Annotated in this window: 20 protein-coding genes; 12 read left to right on the forward strand and 8 right to left on the reverse strand. The window is 67.9% G+C overall.

Annotation, left to right across the window (positions count from 1 at the left end; genetic code table 11):
• Positions 1–5 precede the first annotated feature (5 nt).
• From ppk2 to ABIE45_RS06865, 3 genes are all read left to right on the forward strand, one after another.
• The gene (gene ppk2, locus ABIE45_RS06855; protein ID WP_192706016.1) at positions 6–845 is read left to right on the forward strand and encodes a polyphosphate kinase 2; all 840 of its coding nucleotides are present in this window, start codon (positions 6–8) and stop codon (positions 843–845) included.
• Positions 846–990: 145 nt separating this feature from the next.
• Positions 991–1,164 carry a hypothetical protein gene (locus tag ABIE45_RS06860; RefSeq protein WP_192706017.1) on the forward strand — a complete coding sequence of 58 codons (174 nt, stop codon included), beginning with the start codon at positions 991–993 and terminating at the stop codon, positions 1,162–1,164.
• A gap of 39 nt (positions 1,165–1,203) precedes the next feature.
• On the forward strand, positions 1,204–1,569 hold the full coding sequence (locus ABIE45_RS06865) for a PRC-barrel domain containing protein (protein WP_192706018.1): 366 nt from the start codon (positions 1,204–1,206) through the stop codon (positions 1,567–1,569).
• 102 nt (positions 1,570–1,671) lie between these two features.
• Here ABIE45_RS06865 and ABIE45_RS06870 read toward each other — a convergent pair whose 3' ends face one another.
• A complete protein-coding gene (locus tag ABIE45_RS06870) occupies positions 1,672–2,595 on the reverse strand; it encodes a DUF4344 domain-containing metallopeptidase (RefSeq protein WP_192706019.1) in 924 nt (307 codons plus the stop codon).
• A gap of 398 nt (positions 2,596–2,993) precedes the next feature.
• Here ABIE45_RS06870 and aspT point away from each other — a divergent pair, with 398 nt between their 5' ends.
• From aspT to ABIE45_RS06885, 3 genes are all read left to right on the forward strand, one after another.
• A complete protein-coding gene (gene aspT, locus ABIE45_RS06875; protein WP_192706020.1) occupies positions 2,994–4,670 on the forward strand; it encodes an aspartate-alanine antiporter in 1,677 nt (558 codons plus the stop codon).
• Between the two features lie 26 nt (positions 4,671–4,696).
• Positions 4,697–6,346 (forward strand): bifunctional aspartate transaminase/aspartate 4-decarboxylase, encoded by a 1,650-nt coding sequence (locus ABIE45_RS06880; protein WP_192706021.1) that lies wholly within the window; start codon positions 4,697–4,699, stop codon positions 6,344–6,346.
• A gap of 132 nt (positions 6,347–6,478) precedes the next feature.
• Positions 6,479–8,638, forward strand: coding sequence for a hypothetical protein (locus ABIE45_RS06885; RefSeq protein ID WP_192706022.1), 2,160 nt, complete (start codon positions 6,479–6,481; stop codon positions 8,636–8,638).
• Between the two features lie 8 nt (positions 8,639–8,646).
• On the opposite strand, the gene ABIE45_RS06890 is transcribed toward ABIE45_RS06885, so the two are convergent.
• From ABIE45_RS06890 to ABIE45_RS06900, 3 genes are all read right to left on the reverse strand, one after another.
• Entirely contained in the window at positions 8,647–8,958 is a 312-nt protein-coding gene (locus ABIE45_RS06890) for a hypothetical protein (RefSeq protein ID WP_192706023.1), read from the reverse strand.
• A 76-nt stretch (positions 8,959–9,034) separates the two neighbouring features.
• On the reverse strand, positions 9,035–10,195 hold the full coding sequence (locus ABIE45_RS06895; RefSeq protein WP_373622218.1) for an AraC family transcriptional regulator: 1,161 nt from the start codon (positions 10,193–10,195) through the stop codon (positions 9,035–9,037).
• Positions 10,196–10,603: 408 nt separating this feature from the next.
• Positions 10,604–11,839: an MFS transporter gene (locus tag ABIE45_RS06900; protein WP_192707297.1), complete on the reverse strand. Its 1,236-nt coding sequence runs from the start codon at positions 11,837–11,839 to the stop codon at positions 10,604–10,606.
• Between the two features lie 260 nt (positions 11,840–12,099).
• Between ABIE45_RS06900 and ABIE45_RS06905 the strand changes: the two genes are divergently transcribed.
• Together ABIE45_RS06905 and ABIE45_RS06910 are read left to right on the forward strand one after the other, a co-directional pair.
• Positions 12,100–12,354, forward strand: a complete 255-nt coding sequence (locus ABIE45_RS06905; RefSeq protein WP_192706025.1) for a hypothetical protein — start codon at positions 12,100–12,102, stop codon at positions 12,352–12,354.
• Positions 12,355–12,640: 286 nt separating this feature from the next.
• On the forward strand, positions 12,641–12,865 hold the full coding sequence (locus tag ABIE45_RS06910; protein WP_192706026.1) for a hypothetical protein: 225 nt from the start codon (positions 12,641–12,643) through the stop codon (positions 12,863–12,865).
• Positions 12,866–13,004: 139 nt separating this feature from the next.
• On the opposite strand, the gene ABIE45_RS06915 is transcribed toward ABIE45_RS06910, so the two are convergent.
• On the reverse strand, positions 13,005–13,679 hold the full coding sequence (locus tag ABIE45_RS06915; RefSeq protein WP_192707298.1) for a sigma-70 family RNA polymerase sigma factor: 675 nt from the start codon (positions 13,677–13,679) through the stop codon (positions 13,005–13,007).
• A 490-nt stretch (positions 13,680–14,169) separates the two neighbouring features.
• Between ABIE45_RS06915 and ABIE45_RS06920 the strand changes: the two genes are divergently transcribed.
• The gene (locus ABIE45_RS06920; protein ID WP_373622219.1) at positions 14,170–14,364 is read left to right on the forward strand and encodes a hypothetical protein; all 195 of its coding nucleotides are present in this window, start codon (positions 14,170–14,172) and stop codon (positions 14,362–14,364) included.
• Between the two features lie 72 nt (positions 14,365–14,436).
• On the opposite strand, the gene ABIE45_RS06925 is transcribed toward ABIE45_RS06920, so the two are convergent.
• Entirely contained in the window at positions 14,437–14,763 is a 327-nt protein-coding gene (locus tag ABIE45_RS06925) for a helix-turn-helix domain-containing protein (RefSeq protein WP_192706028.1), read from the reverse strand.
• A 364-nt stretch (positions 14,764–15,127) separates the two neighbouring features.
• Between ABIE45_RS06925 and ABIE45_RS06930 the strand changes: the two genes are divergently transcribed.
• Genes ABIE45_RS06930 through ABIE45_RS06940 form a run of 3 tightly spaced genes read left to right on the forward strand, consistent with a single transcriptional unit; the run spans position 15,128 to position 21,084 of the window.
• Entirely contained in the window at positions 15,128–16,891 is a 1,764-nt protein-coding gene (locus ABIE45_RS06930; protein WP_192706029.1) for a type I secretion system permease/ATPase, read from the forward strand.
• 3 nt (positions 16,892–16,894) lie between these two features.
• Positions 16,895–18,256 (forward strand): HlyD family type I secretion periplasmic adaptor subunit, encoded by a 1,362-nt coding sequence (locus ABIE45_RS06935; RefSeq protein ID WP_192706030.1) that lies wholly within the window; start codon positions 16,895–16,897, stop codon positions 18,254–18,256.
• Positions 18,257–18,294: 38 nt separating this feature from the next.
• Positions 18,295–21,084 (forward strand): hypothetical protein, encoded by a 2,790-nt coding sequence (locus ABIE45_RS06940; protein ID WP_192706031.1) that lies wholly within the window; start codon positions 18,295–18,297, stop codon positions 21,082–21,084.
• Positions 21,085–21,141: 57 nt separating this feature from the next.
• Here ABIE45_RS06940 and ABIE45_RS06945 read toward each other — a convergent pair whose 3' ends face one another.
• The gene (locus ABIE45_RS06945) at positions 21,142–21,603 is read right to left on the reverse strand and encodes a sigma-70 family RNA polymerase sigma factor (RefSeq protein ID WP_192706032.1); all 462 of its coding nucleotides are present in this window, start codon (positions 21,601–21,603) and stop codon (positions 21,142–21,144) included.
• 326 nt (positions 21,604–21,929) lie between these two features.
• Positions 21,930–22,130, reverse strand: coding sequence for a hypothetical protein (locus ABIE45_RS06950; protein ID WP_192706033.1), 201 nt, complete (start codon positions 22,128–22,130; stop codon positions 21,930–21,932).

A 22,130-nucleotide genomic window follows, 5' to 3' on the forward strand; every position in this document is an offset into this window, starting at 1 on the left:
CCCCGATGGACGAGACCGATCAGGTGCTGCTCGCCGACAGGCCCGCCGACGCCGAGCCGCTCGTCGAGCACAGCCGGCTCAAGCGCAAGGCCTACGAGCGCGAGTTGCGCAAGCTCCAGGTGCAGCTCTGTCACCTGCAGGCCTGGGTGAAGGCCACCGGCGCGCGGATCATCGTGGTGTTCGAGGGCCGCGATGCGGCCGGCAAGGGCGGCACCATCAAGGCGATCACCGAGCGGGTCAGCCCGCGCGTGTTCCGCGTCGTCGCTCTGCCGGCGCCGTCCGACCGCGAGAAGAGCCAGCTCTTCCTGCAACGCTACATCGCGCACTTCCCGGCTGCGGGCGAGATCGTGATCTTCGACCGCAGCTGGTACAATCGCGCGGGCGTCGAGACCGTCATGGGGTTCACGAGTGAGGCCGAGCAGCGCCGCTTCCTGACCCTCTGTCCGCAGATCGAGCAGTTCATCACCGGGAGCGGAATTCACCTCGTCAAGTTCTGGCTGGAGGTCGGCCGCCAAGAGCAGAAGCTCCGCTTCGAGGCGCGCATCAGCGATCCGCTGCGGCAGTGGAAGCTGAGCCCGATGGACCTGGAATCGTATCGGCGCTGGTATGATTATTCCCGCGCTCGCGACGCGATGCTCGCGGCAACCGATTCCGATGATCTCCCGTGGTATGTGGTGCGCTCCAACGACAAGCGCAGGGCGCGGCTGAACTGCATCGCGCACCTGCTGCATCTGATCCCCTACAGGAAGCTCAAGCCCGAGCCGGTGACCCTGCCGAAGCGCTGCAAGAAGAACGCCTACGACGACACGCTGCGCGACCAGCGCTTCGTGCCGGAGCTGTACTGAGCGTCGGCCGCCGTCCGCGTTTCACCGCGCGCTCCGCATCGACGACGATCGAGGTGGCGCTTGCCAAGGTCGGTGCTGTTCCGGTGTCCTGTTCGATCAAGCAGGAAACGAGGGGTCGGATTAGCTGGCGTGGGAGGATGCGACGATGCCCCTGTCCGTCGCGTTGCGCACCAGCTTCTGCCTGACCGAGGCGGCCGTGGCCGAGCGCTCCGACGCGCCCGTCCGGCTCGATCGGGACAGGATCGCCTTGGTCGTTCCGGCAACGCGCCTCCAGCAGACGATTGCCGGCGCGGACCCGGCCGTTCGCCGACGGGTCTGAGACTGGAAAAACCGCGCTCGGGTTAGGGAGGGACAACGGATGCGACACCCCGTTCGCATTTTGGCTTGCACCCTCGCCGTGCTCGCCACCGCGGCGCGCGCGCAGGAGACCCGGTCGCTGGTCGCGGTCGAGACGGATTCGCGCATGCAGATGGCTGCGGCCTCGCTGATCCCGACACTCCGGGGACGATGGCTCCATGCCGATCACAAGCTCGCCGTCGGGCGCGTGCAGGATGTCCGGGTCTCGCCGGACGGCCATACGCTGATTGCCGTCGTCGCCCGCCGGCGATGGCTCGGGGGCGGGGAGATCGGTATCCCGGTCCCACGGCTGCATCAGCGCGACAACGACCTGACCGTCAGCGCCACGCGCGACGATATCCGACAGCTTCCGGTGATCAGACCCTGAGACGGGCGCCGACCGGATCAGCGCCATGCGTCCTCAAGACCGCGATCCGGGCGTCCGTCGACCTGGGCGCGGCGGCCGCCGGCCGCATCGGCCTTCGCTCTATCACGGCTCCCGCGCTTGCCACGCGCGCCGGAGGCGTTCGCCGCGATGCGGGCGCACGCGTAGGTGCGGGCCGATCAGCCGCCTGAACGCGTACGCGACCTGTTTGTACTCATCGCCGCACGTCGTGGCCCGATCGGCCGGTAGATACCCCTTCGCGACGACGTCGGCGTAGCGACGCGGATCGGAGCCGTAGGCGAGGCAGACGAGGCTGTAGAATCTCTGCCACGACAGGCCGTGGACATCGGCGAAACGGCTTGTGTCGGTTGCTTCCTGCCGCCCGAGCATCGCGAAGAAGTACCCGCTGCCGCCGACGAGATCCCGGGCTTGCGCAGGGGCGAGGTGGAGCAGGAGCAGGGCGGCGAGTTGATCGGCCGCGTCCTCCTCGCGCCCGAAGATCGGGACGCGCAACAAGTGGAACAGGGCATGGCCGGTCTCGTGCACGAGGATCTGGGCGATCGGCCCGCGGGTCGCCTGCTCCTGGGTGACGCCGGCCGGCGAGGGCTCGTGCGGCGCGCGCGCGATGATGCCCGCGACCAGCTCGTAGCACATCGTGACGGCGCGGCTGTCGGAATCGTACCAAGCGTTCGCCTCTCCCGCGCACCCTTTCATCCGGAGGGTCAGGCGCCGGGGCAGCCGCACGAGGCGCACGACCGCGCCGAGCCGCTCCAGCACGTGCTGCCGCCGCAGAGCCCGATAGATCTCGCCATGCGCGGGGTCGCTCGGCGGCACGTAAGTCACGACGACACGATCGCGGCCGTGCGACACGGGCAGGGCATGGGCGGGCGCAGCCGACAGGAGGGTGGCGGCCGTCAGCAGGACCCCGGGGATGGCTCCAAACCGGACGCGCTCGACCCTGCCGCCGTCCCGGCCCCGACCGCTGAACTCGGATGTCGGTATCGTCTGTGGGTTGTGTGCCATGTCCATGACGGGCAACCCGACGGATGAGAGGTCCGTAAGGGTCGGATCGGCCCAGTTACGGTCTCACGGTGATCATCCGACCGGCGAATGGACGCCCCGTTTCCGGGGGCCCGTCCGGTCGAGCGCTGCGCCACATCCCGTCGGCCGCCGAGATCATAACTGCCGCCCGGCCGCGCAACCTAGCAGAATGTCGGCCAACGAAAATCGGATTTCTCGAGTAGAGGTTTGTCCCATACGATCAAGCAAAATGTATCCGTTTCGTTGAAGATCCAAATATTCACCGCTTCACACGCGCGTTCTCGCCGCGACGCAGTGTGTTGGATGTTGCGGCAAGATTGGCAGCTGTCATCCGCGCGCCTGGTCTCGCTGGAGCGAGGGCGGGCGGCCAGATCGGGAAGCCTCCCATGGCCGATTGGCTCGTCAAGACCTTTCAAACCTATCCTGAGCTGGCAATATTCCTGTCACTGGCGATCGGGTTTGCAATCGGTCCCCGGAAGATCGGGGGCTTCAGCCTCGGGAACGTCACGGCGACCCTTCTCGCCGCCGTCGCCATCGGTCAGCTCGGGATCGCCATCTCACCCAACGTCAAATCGACGTTCTTCATCCTGTTCATCTTCGCGGTCGGCTATGGGGTCGGGCCGCAATTTGTGAGCGGCCTGACCAAGGAGGGGCCGCGGCAGATCGGCTTCTCCCTCGTCGTCCTCGTCCTCTGCCTGCTCGCCCCGGTCCTGTGCGCGAAGCTCGCCGGCCTCGATCTCGGCTACGCGGCGGGGTTGTACGCCGGCTCGCAGACCATCTCGGCCTCGATCGGCGTGGCATCCGACCAGATCGCGCGGCTCGACATGCCGGCCGACCAAGCCAAGACCTATCTCGATCAGATTCCGATCGGTTACGCGGTCACCTACATCTTCGGCACGATCGGGTCGGCGATCATCCTGGCGCAGCTCGGGCCGAAGCTGATCGGCGTCGACCTCGAGAAGGCCTGCAAAGACTACGAGCGTACGATGGGCGGCGAGGTGAGCGAGGGCGGCCTCATCTCGGCCATTCGCCATATCGAGCTCCGGGCGTACCGGGTGCCCGACGACGACAGCATCGTCGGCCGGCCGGTGCGGGAGATCTGGCCGGGGATGCGCGTTTTCGTCGAACGCGTGCGGCGCGGCGATCAGATCATCGAGGCCGATGGCGAGACCATGCTGCGGCCGGACGACATCGTGGCGGTCTCCGGTCGTCGCGAGCGCCTCGTCGACAGCCTCAACCCCATGCTCGAGGAGGTTCAGGACCGGGAACTCCTCAATGTTCCGGCGGAGGTCGTCGATGTTCTCGTCACGCACCGCACCGTCGCCGGCATGACCCTTGAGGCGCTTGCGGGCCATGAATGGGCACGCGGCGTCTATCTGCGCAAGATCATGCGCAACATGGTCGAGATCCCGGTGCTGCCGCGGACCGAGATCCTGCGCGGGGACATCCTGACGCTCGCCGGAGGCCGCCGGCACGTCGAAGCGGCGATCAAGCAGCTCGGCTACCCGGACCGGACGGTCGAGACGACCGATATCGCCTTCCTGGCCGCCGGCATCGTCCTCGGCGGCCTCGTCGGTGCATTGAGCTACAAGCTCGGCGGCATCCCGATCAGCCTGTCGACCTCCGGCGGCGCCCTGCTGGCCGGTCTGGTGCTCGGCTGGCTGCGGACCATCCGCCCGGTCTTCGGGCGTATCCCGGGGCCGGCCCTCTGGCTGCTGAATACGCTGGGCCTCAACATCTTCATCGCCGTCGTCGGCATCAGCGCCGGTCCGGGCTTCGTGGCGGGCGTTCAGGCCGTGGGCTTGAGTCTCCTTCTCTGGGGCGCCCTGGCGACCGCCATCCCGATGGTCCTGTCGGTCTACATCGGCCGGTACATCTTCAAGTTCCACCCGGCGATCCTGTTCGGCGCCTGTGCGGGCGTGCGGACCACCACGGCGGCCCTCGGCATGGTTCAGGAAGCCGCCAAGAGCAAGATCCCGGCTCTCGGCTACGGCATGCCCTACGCCATCGGCAACACTGTGCTCACCATCTACGGGATGGTGATGGTGCTCGTCTTTTCCTGAGGCAACCCGCAACGGGGAGTATTGTCATGTCAGAATCGTTCGATCTGCGGGACTTCGAGTCGCTCAGCCCGTTCGAGATCAAGGACGAACTGATCAAGCTGGCCAAGGCGACGTCGCGCCGGACACAATCGGCCTTCCTCAATGCGGGGCGGGGCAACCCGAACTGGGTCGCCACGACGCCGCGCGACGCCTTCTTCCTCCTCGGCCAGTTCGCGATGAGCGAGAGCCGGCGCGTGATGAGCCACCCGGCCGGGCTCGGCGGCATGCCGCAGGCGTCCGGAAGCGCCGAGCGGCTCGCAGCCTGGCTGCAGCAGCGTGCCGATCAGCCCGGCGCCGACTTCCTGGCGGCCCTCGTCCCCTACGCGACCCGGACGTTTGCCTTCGAGCCGGACGCCTTCGTGCACGAACTCGTCGATTCGATCGTCGGCGACAATTACCCCGTTCCGGATCGGATGCTCGTCCACAACGAGCGGATCGTGCACGAATACCTGATGTGGGCGATGTGCGGGTCGCGCAAGCCCGCCGGCCGTTTCGACATCTACGCGGTCGAGGGCGGCACGGCGGCGATGTGCTACCTGTTCAAATCCCTCAAGGCCAACCGGCTCCTGATGCCGGGCGATACGATCGCCCTCGGCACGCCGATCTTCACGCCTTATCTCGAGATGACGCATCTCGAGGACTATGCCCTCGACGTGGTTCACATCAAGGCGCCGCAGGAGAACAAATTCCAGTACACGGATGCCGAGATCGACAAGCTGCTCGATCCCAAGGTCAAGGCTTTCTTCGTCGTCAATCCCGGCAACCCGACCGGGATGGCGCTGAGCCCGGAGACGATCGCAAAGATCACCCGGTTGGTCAGGGACAAGCGGCCCGATCTGATGATCCTGACCGACGACGTCTACGGCACGTTCGTGCACGACTTCCGATCGCTGATGGCGGAGCTGCCGCACAACACCATCGGCGTCTACTCGTTCTCGAAATATTTCGGCTGCACGGGCTGGCGGCTCGGGGCCATCGCGATCCACGAGGACAATATCTTCGACACGGCCATCGCGAAGCTGCCGGCCGACGTGACCGCCGATCTCGACAGGCGCTATGGGCCGCTGACCCTGGAGCCGCGCAAGCTCAAGTTCATCGACCGCATCGTGGCCGACAGTCGCGACATCGCGCTCAACCACACCGCCGGCCTCTCCCTGCCGCAGCAGGTGATGATGAGCCTGTTCTCGCTCGCCGAATTGATGGACGAGAACAAGGCCTATCAGGATGCCTGCATGGAGATCGTCAACCGGCGCGCCTGGTCGATGATCGAAGGGCTCGGCCTCCAAATCACGCCCAACCCGAATTACGATGCCTATTACGGGCTGATCGATTTCGAGTTCTGGGCGCGCAAGAACATCGGCGAGGAGGCCGTTGCCTACCTGAAGCGCAACGTCCATCCCCTCGACCTCGCCTTCCGGCTGGCCGAGGTCCACGGCATCGTGCTGCTCAACGGCGGCGGGTTCGAAGCGCCCGACTGGTCCCTGCGGGTCTCCCTCGCCAACCTGCCCGACGAGGCCTACGCCGATATCGGACGCGGCGTGCGCGCCGTCGCGCGCGGCTATCGGGACGCCTACGAGGCCGCCACGCGCGCCTCCGCGGCGGGCACGCAGGAGGTCGAGCAGGTCCCGGCCGAGTGACCGCCCCGACGCCGGGTGCCGGGTCCGCGCGCCGGACCCGGGCCGGCCGACCGCATCTCCGGGCCGCCTCTAGGCTACACTTGGACCGTCGAGGCGCCGACGATGGCTTTCATCGGTCAGGCGGACGCCGCCATGACACATCCGCCGGCCCGTCTTCGGGCGCTTCTGGACGGCCACCGCGCGCGGCGCCTGCTCGCGGCAGGGCTGCTCTGCCTGGGGACGCAGGCCGCCGTGGCGCGGACGATCTACGTCACGCCCGCAGGGTCCGGACCGGGCTACGATGCGGACGGCCGGATGATCGCCCCGCAGACGCAAGCCTTCTCCACCGAGGCGATGCGCGGACTGCGCCCGGGAGACGTCGTCCAGCTTCTCGCCGACAGCCCGGATCCTACCGTCGCGGCGCTCTACGCCAGGCGGATCGTTCTGTCCGGCTTGGGCGTGCGGGACGCGCCGCCGATCCTGATCAGGGGTCTCGGCGGGCGCACGCGGCTGGTTGGACGCACGGTCGATGAGGTCCGCGGCTGCCCGATGCCCGAGGACGATGTCGAGCAGGCCTGCGGCGGCCTCGCGACGGCCCTCGCGGCCCCCCAGGCCTCGGACCTGCTCGGTGCCCTGACCACGCCGGCTTCGACCGGCGAGCCGGAGCGCAGCCGCCGCTCGCGGCTCGCCATACCGATCGGCCGTTCCGGGCGGCTTGCGGAGGCCGCCTGCCTCGACATCGACCGGAGTGACGGCGTCACGATCGAGGATCTGACATTCGACGGGTGCTGGCTCGCGGCCGTCCGTGCGATCGGCAGTCGCCGCGTCACGCTGCACCGCTCCCTCGTGATCGGGAGCAGCTACGGCCTTGCGGCACGCGGCAGCCGGGAGCGTCCTGTTGACTCTCTCGTGGTCGAGGACGTGACATGGGTGCAGGACGCGAGCGGCTACGACGCCGCGGCCCTGACACGCGCTGGGCCGTTCCGCTGCGTCGACGGCCGCGTCAGCCCGCTCGGTTGCCCGGGCCTGCTCTGGCGGAGCATCCCCTGGGGCGTGGGCCACCACGGCGCCTACGATCATTTCAACGGCGCGCTGCTCGGCGGAACCGACGTGCGGGGACCGATCATCTTCCGCCGCAACACGGTCCTCTCGGCCTATAACGGCGTTCGGCTGAAGGCTTCCGCCTGCGACGACCGCAAGGCCTCGGACCTCTCGCCGGAAACCTGTCCCTACAATCGGGACGTCTGGATCTACGACAACCTGTTCGCCTACGTGCGCGACAACCCCGTCGAACTGGAGACCTGGGCGACGGACGTCCGGATCTACCGCAACCGGATCGTCAATGCCCACGCGTGGTTCTCGTTCGACGACATGGGCGGCGGTCCGATCTACGTCTACGGCAATCGCGGCTGGTTCGACGACGTCCCGGCGATCGCCTTGCCGGATCATTCATCGTTCCCGCCGCCCTGCACGCGCCATCCTGTCGAGAAACCGGCCGCCAACGGGGCGTTCGACCCGAAGCTCGACCGGCGCTACGACTACGCACGCGCCCGCTGGCTGCCCGTCGGGGTCGAGAGCATCGGCCCGGCCGGTGACGTCTCCTGGATGGATCCGCGCGATCAGACCTGCGAGGCCAGCCTCCAGGGCCGGGTCGTCAAGCTCGCGCTTCCGCCTCTGGACGGGCAGCCCGGGACCTATCGCTACGCGGAGCGCGGGGCGATCTACCTGTTCAACAACAGCTGGTACCTGCGTTCGCCGGTGACGGGGATCGGCCCGGCCGCCAATCTCAGGCACTGGAACAACGCCCTGCTGTTCTGCGAGGACGGCGTGCCCGGTTACAAGAGGGAGTTGTGCCGGCCGAGGCCCGGCAGGTTCGATGTGAGCACCTGCGGACGCGGCGTCGTCGGCGGAGACGGTCTCGCCCGCTATCTCGGCGAAACGGGAACGCTGCCGTTCTTCGACTGCTTCCGGTGGCTGCCCGTCGACGAGTCCGGCCGCGATCTCCCCGCGCTCGCGAGCGTCTTCGATTACGATGTCAGCAGCAACGGCTTTCCTGTCGCGCTCAAGCACGCGCGCGGGATCGAGCCTCACGGACGTGCCGGCGATCCAGGCTTCGCGGCGCCCGAACGCGGCGACTTTCGGCTCATTCCGGGCGCGCTGGCGGCAAATTCGGGATGCGCGGTGACGGAGGATTCCGAGCAGGATCTCGTCTGCGCGGAAACCAGCGGGAGTCAGGCCTTCGCCGGTGCGTTCGGTCCTGACGGTCAGCTCTACGCGGGACCCGCCTCCGCGCGATTTCGACCTCCGGAGTAGAAGTCGCACTATTTCAGGTTGGCTTTGCCGTTCTTCCTGTGCTCGCACGCCGCCATGGTGTCGAACAGCACGAATTCCGGGCCTTTCGCGCTCAGGCAGCTCTTCCCGAAACTACGAGACGAATTCAGCTTGCTGCACGTGTAATGAGTCGACAGTCGAGACGCCAGCAAGGCGCTCACCCGCTCGCACCGTTTCTGGTGGTATCCGGAATCGGGCTGGTAGTAGAACTTGCCCAGCGCCTCGATGTGGCCCGGGGCCGACGTCGCTGACCAGCATGCCGAGAGAGCAACAATCAGGGGCAACAGCAGCTTGGGGTTCATAACGGCACGTCTTCGTTGTTGGCCGTCGCACTGTGTTTCGGGGCCGAACAGCCGCCGCTGCGCCTGATACGCGCGCTTATGCAGGGTCGATCGGGGTGGGCAGATGACAGAAGAAGATCGGACCTCTGAGATACCGGGCTCGGAATAAGGGGTTGGGCCTTTCGGTCGCGTTCCGAGCGTTCATGAGCTGAGCGGTGTCCGCCGGCTTGTTCTCGCGCCGCCACGCGCTCGGCGTCGTGCCCGACCAGCGCCGGAACGCATGTGTGAAGGCGGCAAGTTCGGAAAAGCCGAGGACCTCCGAGATCTGCGTCACGCTCATGGTGGTGTCAGCGAGGAGCTGCTTGGCCACCCGGAACTTCGCCTCGTTGGCGAGCTGCCTGAAGGTCGTTCCCTCAGCCCGCAGGCGACGGCTCAAGGTGCGGCGGTCCACGAGCCGCATGCGCGCCACGCGCTCAGCCTTGCAGCGCTGCCGCGTCACCTGGATCCGAAGATATTGACGAAGCTCATCCGTCAAATTCGACGCTTGTTCGGCCTCAAGCCGGCGAATGCGGCGCTCTGCCATCCGGCAGACAACCGGTTTTGCCCCGGCGACACGCTGATCCAGAAGCTTGGCCGAGAACACCAGAGCGGCGACTTCCTGATCGAACCGGACGGGCGCTTGGAAGAAGCGGTCATAGGGACTGGCGTCGCGCGGCTTGGCGCGCGGCAGCAGAACCTCCTGCAGAGCCCAATCGGCCCCGCACAGCGCCCGAAGGACGTTGGCCATCGTGGCGAGCGGCCGCTCCGAATGAATGGCCGCCCAATCGGCTTCCGGACCATACGGAGCGTAGCTGAGGATGGCGACGTCGCAGTCGATGCCAAGCCCGACCACCGCCCCCCAGTTCTGGACGCAGACGTGCAAGACGAGCGCGCGCAAGGCGTCGCCAACGGTCTCCGAGTGCCGCATCAGCACGCCGAGCTGTCGCAAAGACCCCAGCGACGCGCGCTGGCCGATGAGCAGCCCGAGATGCGGACAGTTCGTCCGGTCGGCCCCGAGCGCGATGAGCCGGTTGAGGTCCGCGTAGGGGACGCGCGTGCCGCCGTGGAAAAAACCGGGGTCAAGCTTGAGCTCGGCAAGGAGGTCGCCCGGATCGGCACCGAGTTCGACAAGGGCGGCGTAGATCGCCTGTTTGACCCCCGGACGGCTCAACGCGACGGGAAGCGGCTGCCCGTTCGCACCGGCGCTGCGAGGTCCCATGGGCCGCGCTGCGTGTCCCGGCGCTCCTGCTGTGACAGAAGAGGACATGGCCACCCCTGTTTCAACCCTGAGTCGGTACAAGCAGTGCAGTTGACATAAGATAAGACGGGACGTCTTGATCGAATGGGACTCTGTCCGGGATCAGACGGACGCGAAGGCCCCGAAAGGTTCAGTCGGCCAGGATCTGCTGCCGGCGAGAAGCAGCCGGTTGCAGCGCTGTTTCACCGTTCGAGCTTTGCTCGACACGCGACAGAGACTGCCTCCGAAACCCTCCTCAGCAGTCCGCTGTCCCGATCCGCGGTGTTCGCGTGGCTTTCCAGAACCGGCACGCTGGCGCGCACGCGTCTCGCCGAACAGCTGGACCCCGGGGCACCAGCGCCCGAGGATGTTGGCCCGTGGCATCCTAGGTCAGGCTGGCTGCAAGCGTGTGGCCGAGCGCTCGCGTCTGCGCGTGCGGCGTCCCGGCTCGGAGGTCGCGTCGAGCCAGATGACCAGGGCGAGGGCAATCAGCGCGGGCGCGCCGAGCGCCAGGAACGAACCGGTCCAGCCGAGCACGGACTGCGCCAGGCCGCCGTACCAGGCCGAGAGCGCGCCGCCGATGCCCTGCACGGCGTTGACGGTGCCGAGCGCCGTCTGGGTGCGGCCCGAGCCCCAGGTGAGATCCGCCACCACCACGGGCACGGCCACCCCGACGATCCCCGAGGCCACGCCGTCGAAGATCTCGGCCGAGATGAGCCAGACCGGGTCGTCGATGAAGGCGGATAGGGCTGCGCGCACCGGCAGCACGGCGAGGGCGACCAGCAGGAGCTTGCGGCGCCCGCGCTTGTCGGCGAGCGAGCCGGCGAAGAGGGCCACCGGGATCATGACCAGCTGCGCGACCATGACGTACCGGGCCGTCCAGGCCGTGGCGTCCGTGCCGGCCGCCACGAGCTTCTGCCCGAGCAGACTCAGCATGCCGCCATTGCCGAGGTTGAACAGCGCGAGCGCCACCGCCAGCACCATCAGCTTGCGGTTCGCGAGCACGCTGCGGGTGGTCGCACGTTCCGGCTTGTCGTCCGGATCGTCCTCCTTCCAGCCGACCGCGCGGCGCCCGTTGTAGCAGTGACCGGGCGTCGTCACGCTGGCCGCGATGGCCAGCACGGCCATGGCTCCGAGCACCCAGAAGGCCACGGCGGGTCCGAACTGGACGGTGCCGAAGCTGATGAGGCCTGCCGCGATGAGAATGCCGAGGTGGTTGTAGGCCTGATTGCGGCCCTGCTGCTTCGGGAAGCGGTCCTTGCCGACGATGCCGAGCGTCAACTCGGTGACGGCGGGCAGAAGCAGCACGCCGCCGGCGGCCGCCAGCATCTGGGCGGCAAACACGGCCGGGAAGGACTTGGCCGGCAAGATCAGCAGCGTGCCGGCCAGGATGGCGGCGCAGGCGGCGGCGATGAGGAGGCGGGGGCGCCCGATCCGATCGACGAGGGCGCCGGCCGGCCCGCTCAGGCACAGCGCGCCGACGCCCACCAGCGTCGTGACGAACCCGACCCGCGCCGGTGACCATCCGCCCGTCTCGGCGAGCCACGTTCCCAGGAAGGGGCCGAGGCCGCCCTGGATGTCACCGGTGAAGACGTTGATGAGCGCAAGGTGCGTGGTGGCGAGCATGGTCTCAGGCCGGTGTGCCACGACCTCCCGGAAGAAGGGCGTCGTAGCCCGCGCTCGATGCGCGAAGACAGGTCACCAGAGACGTTCGAACAACCTAAACCGTTCCGCGTCGGACGCGTTGCGCGTGATCGCAGGTAGACGGCCGGAGACGTAGCGCCGGATCAAGTTTAGCGATTGCCTCAAACCAGGGGTCGTACTTCGAGGGAACGGTTTTCGAGGCGATGACGTTCTTGGAGCCATTATTGAAGCGGAGACACAGCTTGAAGACAATCGCTTTGACCCTCGCCGCCGGTGCCGCTCTCGTGGGCGCCGCCTCCACTGCCCAGGCGCATGAGTGGGGTGGCGGCTACGGCTATGGTCCCGGCTACGGTCACTCCCGCGTCATCGTTCGGGAGGGCTATCGCGACGGCTACCGCGGCGTCGGCTCCCGGCATCGCGACTGGGATCGCCCGGGCGTGCGTGTGATCGAGCGTCGTGATGGCGGCTTCCACCGCCATCACGACTGGGACGACTGAGCGGCCGCCCCGTTCGGAGACTCTCGGGGGCGCCCTGTCGGGCGCCCCATCTGGGTTCTTGCCAGCCCGATGCTGGCCGCTTCGCGGTTCTCGCCAGCCGCAACTCGCCCGCCGCGCGGCGCCAAGGTGCTGCTGAAGCCATGTCCGGTCTCGGCCCGGCACCTCCCGCCCGATCGAGTAGCGGTTTTGCTGTACGACGCTGGATCGGTTTGGCCGGCAGGGACGTTAGAGGGCCCATGCACCGGTCCGATGGGGCTGCCTGCTTTGGCTGGGGGAGCACCCTGAGATGCCTCACAACCAGTTCCGGGTGACGCTGGAAACCCGCGACGGTCGACGCGTCCTCACCGCGGCCGCGGAGCGCGAGGCCGCCCTGATGGCCGAATCTGTCCTGCGCCGCTACGCGGGCGAGCCTCTCACGGTCGGCTTCAGCGTCGAGTGCGCGGATCGCGAGGCGAGCCGCCGCATCGCATTCTACCTGACGGATCTGGTCCTCGAACTCGATCTCGCCTGAGACCGGACCCGAGCTTCCGGGCGCGGATCGCCCCGGATTCTCGGCTGCCACCGCGGCCGTTCAACCATCCCCACTCGCAGCCGTCATCCCGGTCGCGAGCGCGTCGGTGTCGGGGGCTCCGACGAGGGCGTTGCAAACGCTACGCGAGTTCGGCGACGAGCAGGGCTCGGGCGCGGCTCACCCGGCTTTTCACCGTGCCGGTCTGACACCCCATCACCTCGGCGGCCGCCTCATACGTGAGGCCTTGTGCACCCACGAGCAGCAAGGCCTCGCGCTGAAGCTCGGGCAGTTTGCCGATATGGGACCAGACGGTCTGCAGGTCGGAACCGTGCTCCTGGGCTGCCGGAGCCGTGAGTTGCGCCGCCGCAGCGCCATCCACATCCTCGACCTCGCGCTTCCGCTTGCGGCACTCGGTGTAGAACTGGTTGCGCAGGATGGTGCAGAGCCACGCCTTCAGGTTCGAGCCTGTTGCGAACAGGTTCTGGTGAGCCCAGGCCCGCAGGACGGTCTCCTGCACCAAGTCGTCGGCGCGCGAGGCGTCGGCGATGAGCGACAAGGCGAACGCGCGCAGCCCAGGAAGCGCTTTGGTCAGCTCCGCGCGAAAGAACAAGGCCCTCTCGCGGCTCTGCCCCTCCAGGGTGGCGTCGAGCTGCGCCACGAGATCAAGCAGACGCTGCGGTGTCTGCGCCCGCGTCAGCGCTTCGTAGGCGCCGCGCAGATGGGCGCCGAGATGATCCCGCACACCGGGAGGGAGTGAGGCCGTATCCAGGCGGTCGGGTGGTTTCGGCCGGCCGGATGCCGACCCTTCGCTCATCAACCTGTCGGTCAAGACATGTCCTCTCAAGACATCCGCCGTACTGCCGAGCCCCGGTCCATCGTGCACGTCGTCCGACGTGACGGCGCGAAACGATGGGCCATCCAGCGATGGCGTCCCGGAAATGCGCGTCTTCAAGCGTCCACCCTCTGCCATAGGCCCCGCCACCTGACTGTACAGTGAACATCTAACCCTGCAAGCCGAGGATCGTTCTGTGAGGCTTGTGCGTTTGTGGTGGCTCCGTTCGGTCGGCAGCGGAGTTTGGTGAGACGAGCAGGAGCCGCGAGGATCGTTGCGTTCAGCGATGCCCGGACCTCGGGCCGTGCCAAACGAGGGGGCTGGTCGGGAACGGCGCTCGTTCGGGGCGCTGCCGGGGACGGGTTTGGATCGCTCCCGTTGTCGTTCGAAAAGGAACCGCTGGGCAGCGACGATGCCACAAAGCGTAGTCTATCGAATCGAAGACAGGTCGGACGGCCGTTTCGATGTTGTCGTGACGCTCGCATCCGGCAAGGTCTTCAAGCGTTCTGGATGCGTCACGCGGGCCGAGGTCGATGTTTGGATCGACGGGTTACGGGTCCTGATGGCGGCGGTCGGTGCGCCCGTATCGTCGGCCGACGGCGCGTCGCAGGAGGCGTCGCGCCTGGGATCGCAGACGGCGCACGATGCCGATCAAACCACGTCTTGAGCGTGGGCCCTGCCTCCATCCGCCTCGGAATCTGCTCTTCCACGCACCCGCGCCCCAAGGGCAAACGACGGCCTAGGCTTCGTCGTCCTCGGCCCGGGCGGTGAGATCGCCGAACAGGATCTCGTACGTCATCGGATCGTAGAAGCGCATCACGTTCCGGACGAACTCCCGGGGCTCGATTTTCAGCGCCTCTGCCCAGGCCCGGTAGCGATCCGGAGGGATGCGGCCGCGCCCCGTCTCGAGTTGCGAGATGAACGTATAGTATTCCGCACCCACGAGAGCGGCGAGCTGCCGTTGCGACAGGCCCTGCGCCTCCCGCAATTCCTTCAGATACCGCCCACCTTCGCGACGCAGCTCCAGCACCTCCTCCGAGTCCAGGCGTTGGTAATGCGCATACACGAGGGTTTGCCTTCCTGCGTGCGATCGCGGCTGCACGCGGTGCTTATACAGTAAAAGCCATATAGCTGCGACGGCCATGCCCTGTCCAGACACCGGCCGATGAACGTCGTCGCTCCCGCGACGAGATGCTTGGCATGCCTCCGAATGGCCCTATCATGTTGATCTCGGGGACCAACATGGAAGAGGGTGCCGATGGCCAGCCTGCCATATGGTCTTCCCGATCGGCCGCTCGGGCGTGGCGACGATCGGACCCTTGGCTCAAGGGTGCGGAGGTCGGCGTCCGGTGGTCGTCGGCGCGATGACTTCGCGACGTGGGGTTTCGAAGGCCGCTGATTGCGCCGGTCGATTGCAGGACGAAAGCAGTATGGGCGATCACTCACTGCCGTCGACCTTGACCACCGGCCTGCGCGCGCTTCGACCGGTTCTGGCGACGGCTGTGATCTTCGGATTGTTCATCAATCTGCTGCTCTTCGTCAGCCCGCTGTACATGCTTCAGATCTACGATCGCGTCATTCCGAGCCGCAGTGAAACGACGCTCATCGGGATCACGCTGATCGCCGCGTTCGGCCTTGCCGTTTACGCGACCTTGGACATGCTGCGCTCGCGCCTTCTGGTGCGTGGCGGCGTGATCTTCGACCGGGAGATCGCCGATCCGATCTTCGATGCCGCCCACCGCGGCATGCTGATCCGGCCCGGCGCGCGTCACGACACGGCGCTGCGCGACGTGGATGTCCTGCGCGAGTTCCTGACCGGCAGCGGGATGCTTGCGTTCTGCGACCTGCCCTGGATCCCGATCTTTCTGCTCGCCTGTTTCGTGCTGCATCCTTGGTTCGGCTGGATGGCGCTCGTGGGCGGCGGCACGATCCTCGGGCTGACGTTGCTCACCGAGATCGCGACGCGCTGGACACTCGACGCCGCCAGTCAGGCCTCGCGCGAGGCGGGGCAGCAGGCCGCCACCGTCTTCCGGAACGGGGAAGTGTTGCAGGCCATGGGCATGCTGGCGTCCCTGCGCGGTCTCTGGCGTCGGCGCCACGACGACGTCCTGGTCCTTCAGGCCCGTGCGAGCGATCGGGCCGGCCTGATCGTCGCCGGGACGAAGTTCGTCCGTATGCTCCTGCAGACCCTGGTTCTGGGGGCGGGCGCGTACCTTGCCATCCGCCGCGAGATCTCCGCCGGGTCGATGATCGCCGCGTCGATCATCATCGGCCGCACGCTCGCGCCGATCGAGGCCGTCGTGGGCAACTGGAAGGGCTTCTCGGCCGCCCGCGCCAGCTACCGGCGGCTGACGGATCTCATCGACGTCGCCGGGCCGGAGACCCGCCGCCTAATGCTGCCGCGCCCGCAGGGCTCGATCCAAGTCGAGAATATCTCCGTGGCGGCACCCGGCTCGACGCGGCCGATCCTCAGCGCGGTGAGCTTCCGGCTTGAGCCCGGCAGCCTCGTGGGCATCATCGGCCCGAGTGCGGCCGGCAAGTCGACCCTCGTGCGCGCCCTGACCGGGGTCTGGCCCCTGCTCGACGGCACCGTGCGCATCGACGGCTCCGACCTGCGTCACTGGGACAAGCAGGCGCTCGGCCAGCACGTCGGCTACCTGCCCCAGGACGTGGAGCTGTTCGACGGCACGGTGGCGCAGAACATCGCGCGGTTCGCCGCCGAGGACGACGCGCGCGTCATCGCGGTGGCCCGGAGGGCGGGCTGTCACGAGCTGATCCAGTCCCTTCCGGACGGGTACAATACGGTGATCGGGCGGGACGGGCACGGATTGTCCGGCGGCCAGCGTCAGCGCATCGCGCTGGCCCGCGCCCTCTACGGTGAGCCGAGCTTGGTCGTGCTGGACGAGCCGAATGCGAGTCTCGACCAGGTCGGTGAGGCCGCGCTGATGCAGGCGGTGGCGGAGCTGAGGCAGTCGGGCACGACGGTGGTGATCGTGACCCACAAGGTGAGCCTGCTGGCCGAGGCCGACCGCGTCCTGCTCATGAGCGGGGGCACCTTGCAGACCGACGGCACCGCGGAGCAGGTTCTGTCACAGATCACCGGCCCGCGCCCGGTCCCGACCCTGGTGCCGCCCGTCGCTACCTCGGCGTCCCAGGGCCGCCGGGACTTCGAGGCGCAGCGGGGCGCGGGATAGGCGATGACCCTCTCGCGAACCGCGATGCCGAGCCTGTCGCCCCCGCAGCGCACGCCTGACGTGGAGCGGGCGGGCGGCGGTCCTACGAATTGGCGCGTGTACGCTGTCGCCGGCTACGCCGTCATCGTCGCGACGTTCGGCGTCGTCGGGAGCTGGGCCGCCACTGCGCGCCTCGACCGGGCGGTCATCAGTCCGGGCATCATCGTCGCGGAAGGCAGCCGCAAGGTGGTGCAGCATCTCGAAGGCGGCATCGTGCAGGAGGTGCTGGTGCGAGACGGGCAGACCGTCCACGCGGGCGACGTCCTGCTCCGCATCGATCCCGTGCAATCGCGCGCCAGCAACGATTTGCTCCGCGGTCAGCTCGACGCGGCCCTGATCCTCGAGGCGCGGCTGCGCGCCGAGCAGGTGCAGGCGCCGGATCTGGTCCTGCCGGAGGAGATCGCGTCGCGACGGGATGACCAGGCCGTGGCCCGCATGATCGACGACCAAGCCAGTCAGCTGTCGGAGCGGCGCGCGTCGTTTCAGGCACAGCTTGGGCTCATTCAGGCGCGCGTCACGCAGCTGAAGACCGAGATCGCCGGACTCGCGGTCGAGAAGGCCTCGGTCGAGCAACAGGTCGCCCTGATCCAGCAGGAGCTGGAAGGCCTGCGCGGCCTGCGCGAGAAGAACCTCATCCCGCTCTCCCGCGTCCTGATGATGGAGCGGGAGCACGCACGCCTCGCGGGTGTGATCGGGCGGTCCGTGGCCGAGACCGCCAAGGCGCAGAACGGCATCAACGAGGCGGGGATGCAGGCGGCGCAACTCAAGCAGAAGCTCCAGGAGACACTGACGGCACAGCTTCTGGATGTCCGTCAGAAGAGTTCCGAACTGCGCGAGAAGCTCATCGTTGCCCAGGATGTTCTCCGGCGGCACGAGGTCCGGGCCTCGCATCAGGGCGTCATCCAGGGATTGAAGGTCTACACGATCGGGCAGGTGATCCGCTCCGGCGAGCCGCTGATGGAGATCGTCCCGACCAACGACCGGCTCGTGATCAGCGTCCAGTTCGCGCCGAACGATCTGGAGGCCGTCCATGCCGGCATGCGCGCCGAGGTCAAGTTCCCGGCCTTCCAGACGCGCCGCACGCCCGCCATCTTCGGAACGCTGACGATGGTCTCCCGCGATCGCCTGCTCGATGAGGGGACAAAGCAGCCTTACTTCGCCGGCACGGTCGAGATCGACGATCAGCAATTGCCCGACGACGTACGGCCCCGTCTCCTGGCGGGCCTGCCTGCCGAGATCGTCGTGTCGGCCGGCGAGCGCACGGCGCTCGACTATCTGGTTGCGCCGTTCTTTGAAGCCCTCGGACACGGTTTCCATGAGCGATAAAGCCTGTTCGTCAGTCCACGTGCGGAAGTGAGGTCCCGATGGGTGCGGTCATCTCCTTCTTCCGGCCCGCATCGACCAGCCAGGGCGGCTGGTCGCAGCAGGAGCTCGCGGAGTTCTACCGCGTCGAGGCCGCGCTGATCCGGGCCGGCCTGCAGATCGGCAGCGAGCAGGGTCTGAGCGACGAGGCGGAGCCCTGGTTCGTCTTCTGCCGGCCCGACGGCGACGCGATCATGCATTTCGCCCGGATCGACGGCAGCTACGTCATTGCCTCGGAAGTCTTGGACAGCCCGATGCGGGGCAGCGACTTCCGTGCCCTGATCAACCAGGTCGCCCAGCGCTACCCGGAACTCCTTCCGATCCCGCAAGGCGCCGACGGAACGAAGCTCTCGGTCCATCCGGCCGCCCTGCTTGCCGCTCTCGTCGCGGCTGCGGCTTTGAGCCTGTCACCCCAAGACGCGTTCGCGGCTGACCAAGAGCACGCGGGCAACAGCCCGGTTCCGGCCGGTCCATTGGGCCAAACGCTCCAGCACCGGGCGGCGGGCGCCGGAGATTCCGGCGATGCCGATGAGCGCGACAGCCATCGCAAGCAGTTCGGCGTCATCGTGTTCTCCGCGATGGTCTTCGCGGCCGATGCCTTCGCGGCCGACCACGGCGAGCCGGCGACGGAGCCGGGCCTGTCCTTCGGCTCAGCGGGCGGCAACGCTGCCGCCGTGTGGGAGCAGGGCAGCGTCCCGGTGCCTGCAGGCGAGGCGATCCGCACCGCGAGCGCGGGTGTGCCGCTCACGTCCGGCGCGAGCGGCCAGGCCGCGAGCGGAACTGCCGGTTCCACGACGGCCGAGCCGATTTCGGTCGCGCCCTCCCAACCGGGCAGCACCGATGTCAGAGCCATCGGTCCCGGACATCCGACGCTCGTGCACGGTCCTGCCTGGGCAGGCCTGGAGCCCGCATATCAGGCTTCGGCCCAAGCGGCGGAGGCGGGCACACCCCGAACCGCAGGGTCGTCGACGTCGCCGGAGGCCCGGTCGGACGCCGGTGCGGCTGCGTCGGGCAGCGCCGACGGTGCGGGGCAGGCGGGCCCGTCGCCCGCCACGAATGGTGAGACCGCGTCTCAGCATCAGAGCGCAGCGCAGACAATCGGGCATTCAGCGACCGAGACGCCGTCATCGCTGATCGACGGGCTCACTGCGACGACGCAGGCCGACCTGACTCGTTTGGCGCCTGCGCGGAGGGAGGACGGGACCGGGGGACAGGAGCACGCCGCGCGGGGCGGCCCCGTTTCAGAGAAAGAGGCCTTGCGTGCCGCGAATGCGGTTGGAGATCCGGCTCATTCCGGCAGAAGCGAGCCGGATCAAAACCGGCCCGGCGCCGACGGTCATGGCGGCGCCAACAGCACGAATGCGGGCCATCAGTCCGGCGCGTCGCAGGCTGAGGCGACCGGCGCGGATCCAGGCTCTGCTCAGGCCGACGGGTCGCCTGGCAAGAGCGGCGAGGCGCCGGGTCAGCTCAAGGAGGCCGGATCGGCCACGCACGGCGCCGACGGTCATGGCGGCGCCAACGGCACGGACGCGGGCCATCAGTCCGGCGCAGCGCAGGCTGAGGCGAACGGCGCGGATCCAGGCTCTGCTCTAGCCAGCGAGACACCCGGCAAGAGCGGCGAGGCACCGGGTCAGCTCAAGGAGGCCGGATCAGCTACGCACGGCGCCGACGGTCACGGTGCCGCCACGGGCACGAATGCAGGCCATCAGTCCGGTGCATCGCAGGCTGAAGCGAAAGGCGCGGATCCAGGCTCTGCTCAGGTCAGCGAGGCATCCGGCAAGAGCGGCGAGGCGCCGGGTCAGCTCAACGAGGCCGGATCGGCCACGCAGGGCGCCGACGGTCATGGCGCCGCCAGTGGCACGAATGCGAGCCACCAGCCCGGCGCAGCGCAGGCGGAGGCGAGCGGCGCGGATCCAGGCTCTGCTCAAGCCAGCGAGACACCCGGCAAGAGCGGCGAGGCACCGGGTCAGCTCAAGGAGGCCGGATCAGCTACGCACGGCGCCGACGGTCACGGTGCCGCCACGGGCACGAACGTGGGCCATCAGTCCGGCGCGTCGCAAGCCGAGGCGAACGGCGCGGATCCCGGCTCTGCTCAAGCCAGCGCGACACCCGGCAACAGCGCCGAAGCGCCCGGTCACCTCAACGAGGTCGGATCAGCCACACAGGGCGCCGAGGGTCATGGCGCCGCCGCCGGCGCGAACGCGAGCCATCAGTCCGGCGCGTCGCAAGCCGAGGCGAACGGCGCGGATCCAGGCTCTGCTCAAGCCAGCGAGGCACCCGGCAACAGCGCCGAGGCACCGGGTCAACTCAAGGAGGGCGGATCAGCCACGCAGGGCGCCGGCGGTCATGGCGCCGTCAACGGCACGAATGCGGGCCATCAGTCCGGAGCATCGCAGGCTGAGGCGAACAGCGCGGATCCAGGGCACGTCCAACCCGGCACCGAGGCTCAGGGCGCGCCTCACGCCAACACTCCTGCGTCGGCAGATCCTGGGCTGCAGATAAGCTCCGGTCAGCCGGTTGATCCGCCAGGCTCGGGCGCATCGCCCGCCGTGAGCGGTGGTCAGCCGTCCTCCGTCAGCCAGACATCCCATGCCGGTGGGCAGAGTCAGGCGCAGCCGCCGGCAGCGCAGGTCGACCCAGCCGGAAATCTCGTGTTCTCATCCGATGGCCAGCGCGGGCATGCTGCCGCGCCAAGCCACACACCGGCCGAGGCTGGGTCGCATGGCAACGTCGAGCTGATCGGGCTTTCGGATCAGGGCACGAACGCGCACCACATCGATCTGCACCACTGATGGCGCGGTCGAACACGCGACCGCTCGGGAGCTTCAGGGCCGGCTGGACGTGGACCCTCAATTAACGGAGCCGGCCGATCGCCCTGCCGCGGCCATGCCCAGATCGGGGAGTTCGCGGTCCGTGTCGCGCCTGTGGGACAAGACGCTGTTCCGCATCATCGCGAAGGCCCATGCCTTCAAGTCGCTGCTCGGGCGGTATTGATCCTGGCTCTGCCAAGCCCTGAGAAGCGTCTCTTGGACGAGGTCTTCGGCCTGCTCGGCCGCCTGCGTGACCGATCTCGCAAAGTGCCTCAGTTCGGGCAGCAGCCGCAGAAGGTCGTCGCGAAACAGGTCCGGGTCAGGCGCCTGCGACGGCTCCGCATCCGCCCGATCGATCTGCCCAGGCAGGCTGTGCAGGCGAAGGTCCGCGGTGCAGGTTTGGACGCGCGGCAAGTTCGGCCGGCCTTCGGCCTTCGGATGCGGCGCCGTTCCGCTTTCATCAGCGCGGGACTGTGAACGGGTATCCGGGTGGAGCGGCATGGGGTGATTGATCCTGATCTCACCATGCAAAATCGTACAGCGAGTATACGATAGAGGTTTGCTGTATGGCTAGCTGCGCATACGCGCCCGGCGTTCTGCTGCCACCCGTTGAAGGTGGTGGTGCGCCTGTCGGCTTCCCGGCGCGTGCTGGATGAAGCGGACGCCGCTGTGGCGACCGTTCTCGACCATCCCGGACGTCAAGCATGCGTATCGATAAATCCGGGAGGGGATGAGGGGCGAAAGGCACAGCTCTTTTCACCCGCCTCTCGCACCGTGAAGCAGACCGCTGGTCAGGCCGGCGTGGATACGGAGCGTCGTGGCGTCGCTTAGATGCGCCTGCTCATGTTGCGGCCATTCATGCCCTCGCAACAGCAGCTGCCCTTCTTGGCCTTGCCGGTATGGCTCGTCGCCATGCTGTTCTTTCCGCACATCATCGCGCCCTTGCCTCCGCCACAGCAGCTCATGGCCAAGGCGGGGGCCGCGCTGAGCATCAGCAGGGCGGCAGTGGTCACGAACAGGCTTTTCAC

It is taken from the genome of Methylobacterium sp. OAE515 (assembly GCF_041806315.1).
In the GTDB taxonomy this organism is placed as follows: Bacteria; Pseudomonadota; Alphaproteobacteria; order Rhizobiales; family Beijerinckiaceae; genus Methylobacterium; species Methylobacterium tardum.

Bases quoted from the DNA above. Each gene is read 5' to 3' on its own strand.
- ppk2 (WP_192706016.1), top strand. From the start codon at position 6: ATGGACGAGACCGATCAGGTGCTGCTCGCCGACAGGCCCGCCGACGCC.
- ABIE45_RS06860 (WP_192706017.1), top strand. From the start codon at position 991: ATGCCCCTGTCCGTCGCGTTGCGCACCAGCTTCTGCCTGACCGAGGCG.
- ABIE45_RS06865 (WP_192706018.1), top strand. From the start codon at position 1,204: ATGCGACACCCCGTTCGCATTTTGGCTTGCACCCTCGCCGTGCTCGCC.
- ABIE45_RS06870 (WP_192706019.1), bottom strand. From the start codon at position 2,595: ATGGACATGGCACACAACCCACAGACGATACCGACATCCGAGTTCAGC.
- aspT (WP_192706020.1), top strand. From the start codon at position 2,994: ATGGCCGATTGGCTCGTCAAGACCTTTCAAACCTATCCTGAGCTGGCA.
- ABIE45_RS06880 (WP_192706021.1), top strand. From the start codon at position 4,697: ATGTCAGAATCGTTCGATCTGCGGGACTTCGAGTCGCTCAGCCCGTTC.
- ABIE45_RS06885 (WP_192706022.1), top strand. From the start codon at position 6,479: ATGACACATCCGCCGGCCCGTCTTCGGGCGCTTCTGGACGGCCACCGC.
- ABIE45_RS06890 (WP_192706023.1), bottom strand. From the start codon at position 8,958: ATGAACCCCAAGCTGCTGTTGCCCCTGATTGTTGCTCTCTCGGCATGC.
- ABIE45_RS06895 (WP_373622218.1), bottom strand. From the start codon at position 10,195: ATGGGACCTCGCAGCGCCGGTGCGAACGGGCAGCCGCTTCCCGTCGCG.
- ABIE45_RS06900 (WP_192707297.1), bottom strand. From the start codon at position 11,839: ATGCTCGCCACCACGCACCTTGCGCTCATCAACGTCTTCACCGGTGAC.
- ABIE45_RS06910 (WP_192706026.1), top strand. From the start codon at position 12,641: ATGCCTCACAACCAGTTCCGGGTGACGCTGGAAACCCGCGACGGTCGA.
- ABIE45_RS06915 (WP_192707298.1), bottom strand. From the start codon at position 13,679: ATGAGCGAAGGGTCGGCATCCGGCCGGCCGAAACCACCCGACCGCCTG.
- ABIE45_RS06930 (WP_192706029.1), top strand. From the start codon at position 15,128: ATGGGCGATCACTCACTGCCGTCGACCTTGACCACCGGCCTGCGCGCG.
- ABIE45_RS06935 (WP_192706030.1), top strand. From the start codon at position 16,895: ATGACCCTCTCGCGAACCGCGATGCCGAGCCTGTCGCCCCCGCAGCGC.
- ABIE45_RS06940 (WP_192706031.1), top strand. From the start codon at position 18,295: ATGGGTGCGGTCATCTCCTTCTTCCGGCCCGCATCGACCAGCCAGGGC.
- ABIE45_RS06945 (WP_192706032.1), bottom strand. From the start codon at position 21,603: ATGCCGCTCCACCCGGATACCCGTTCACAGTCCCGCGCTGATGAAAGC.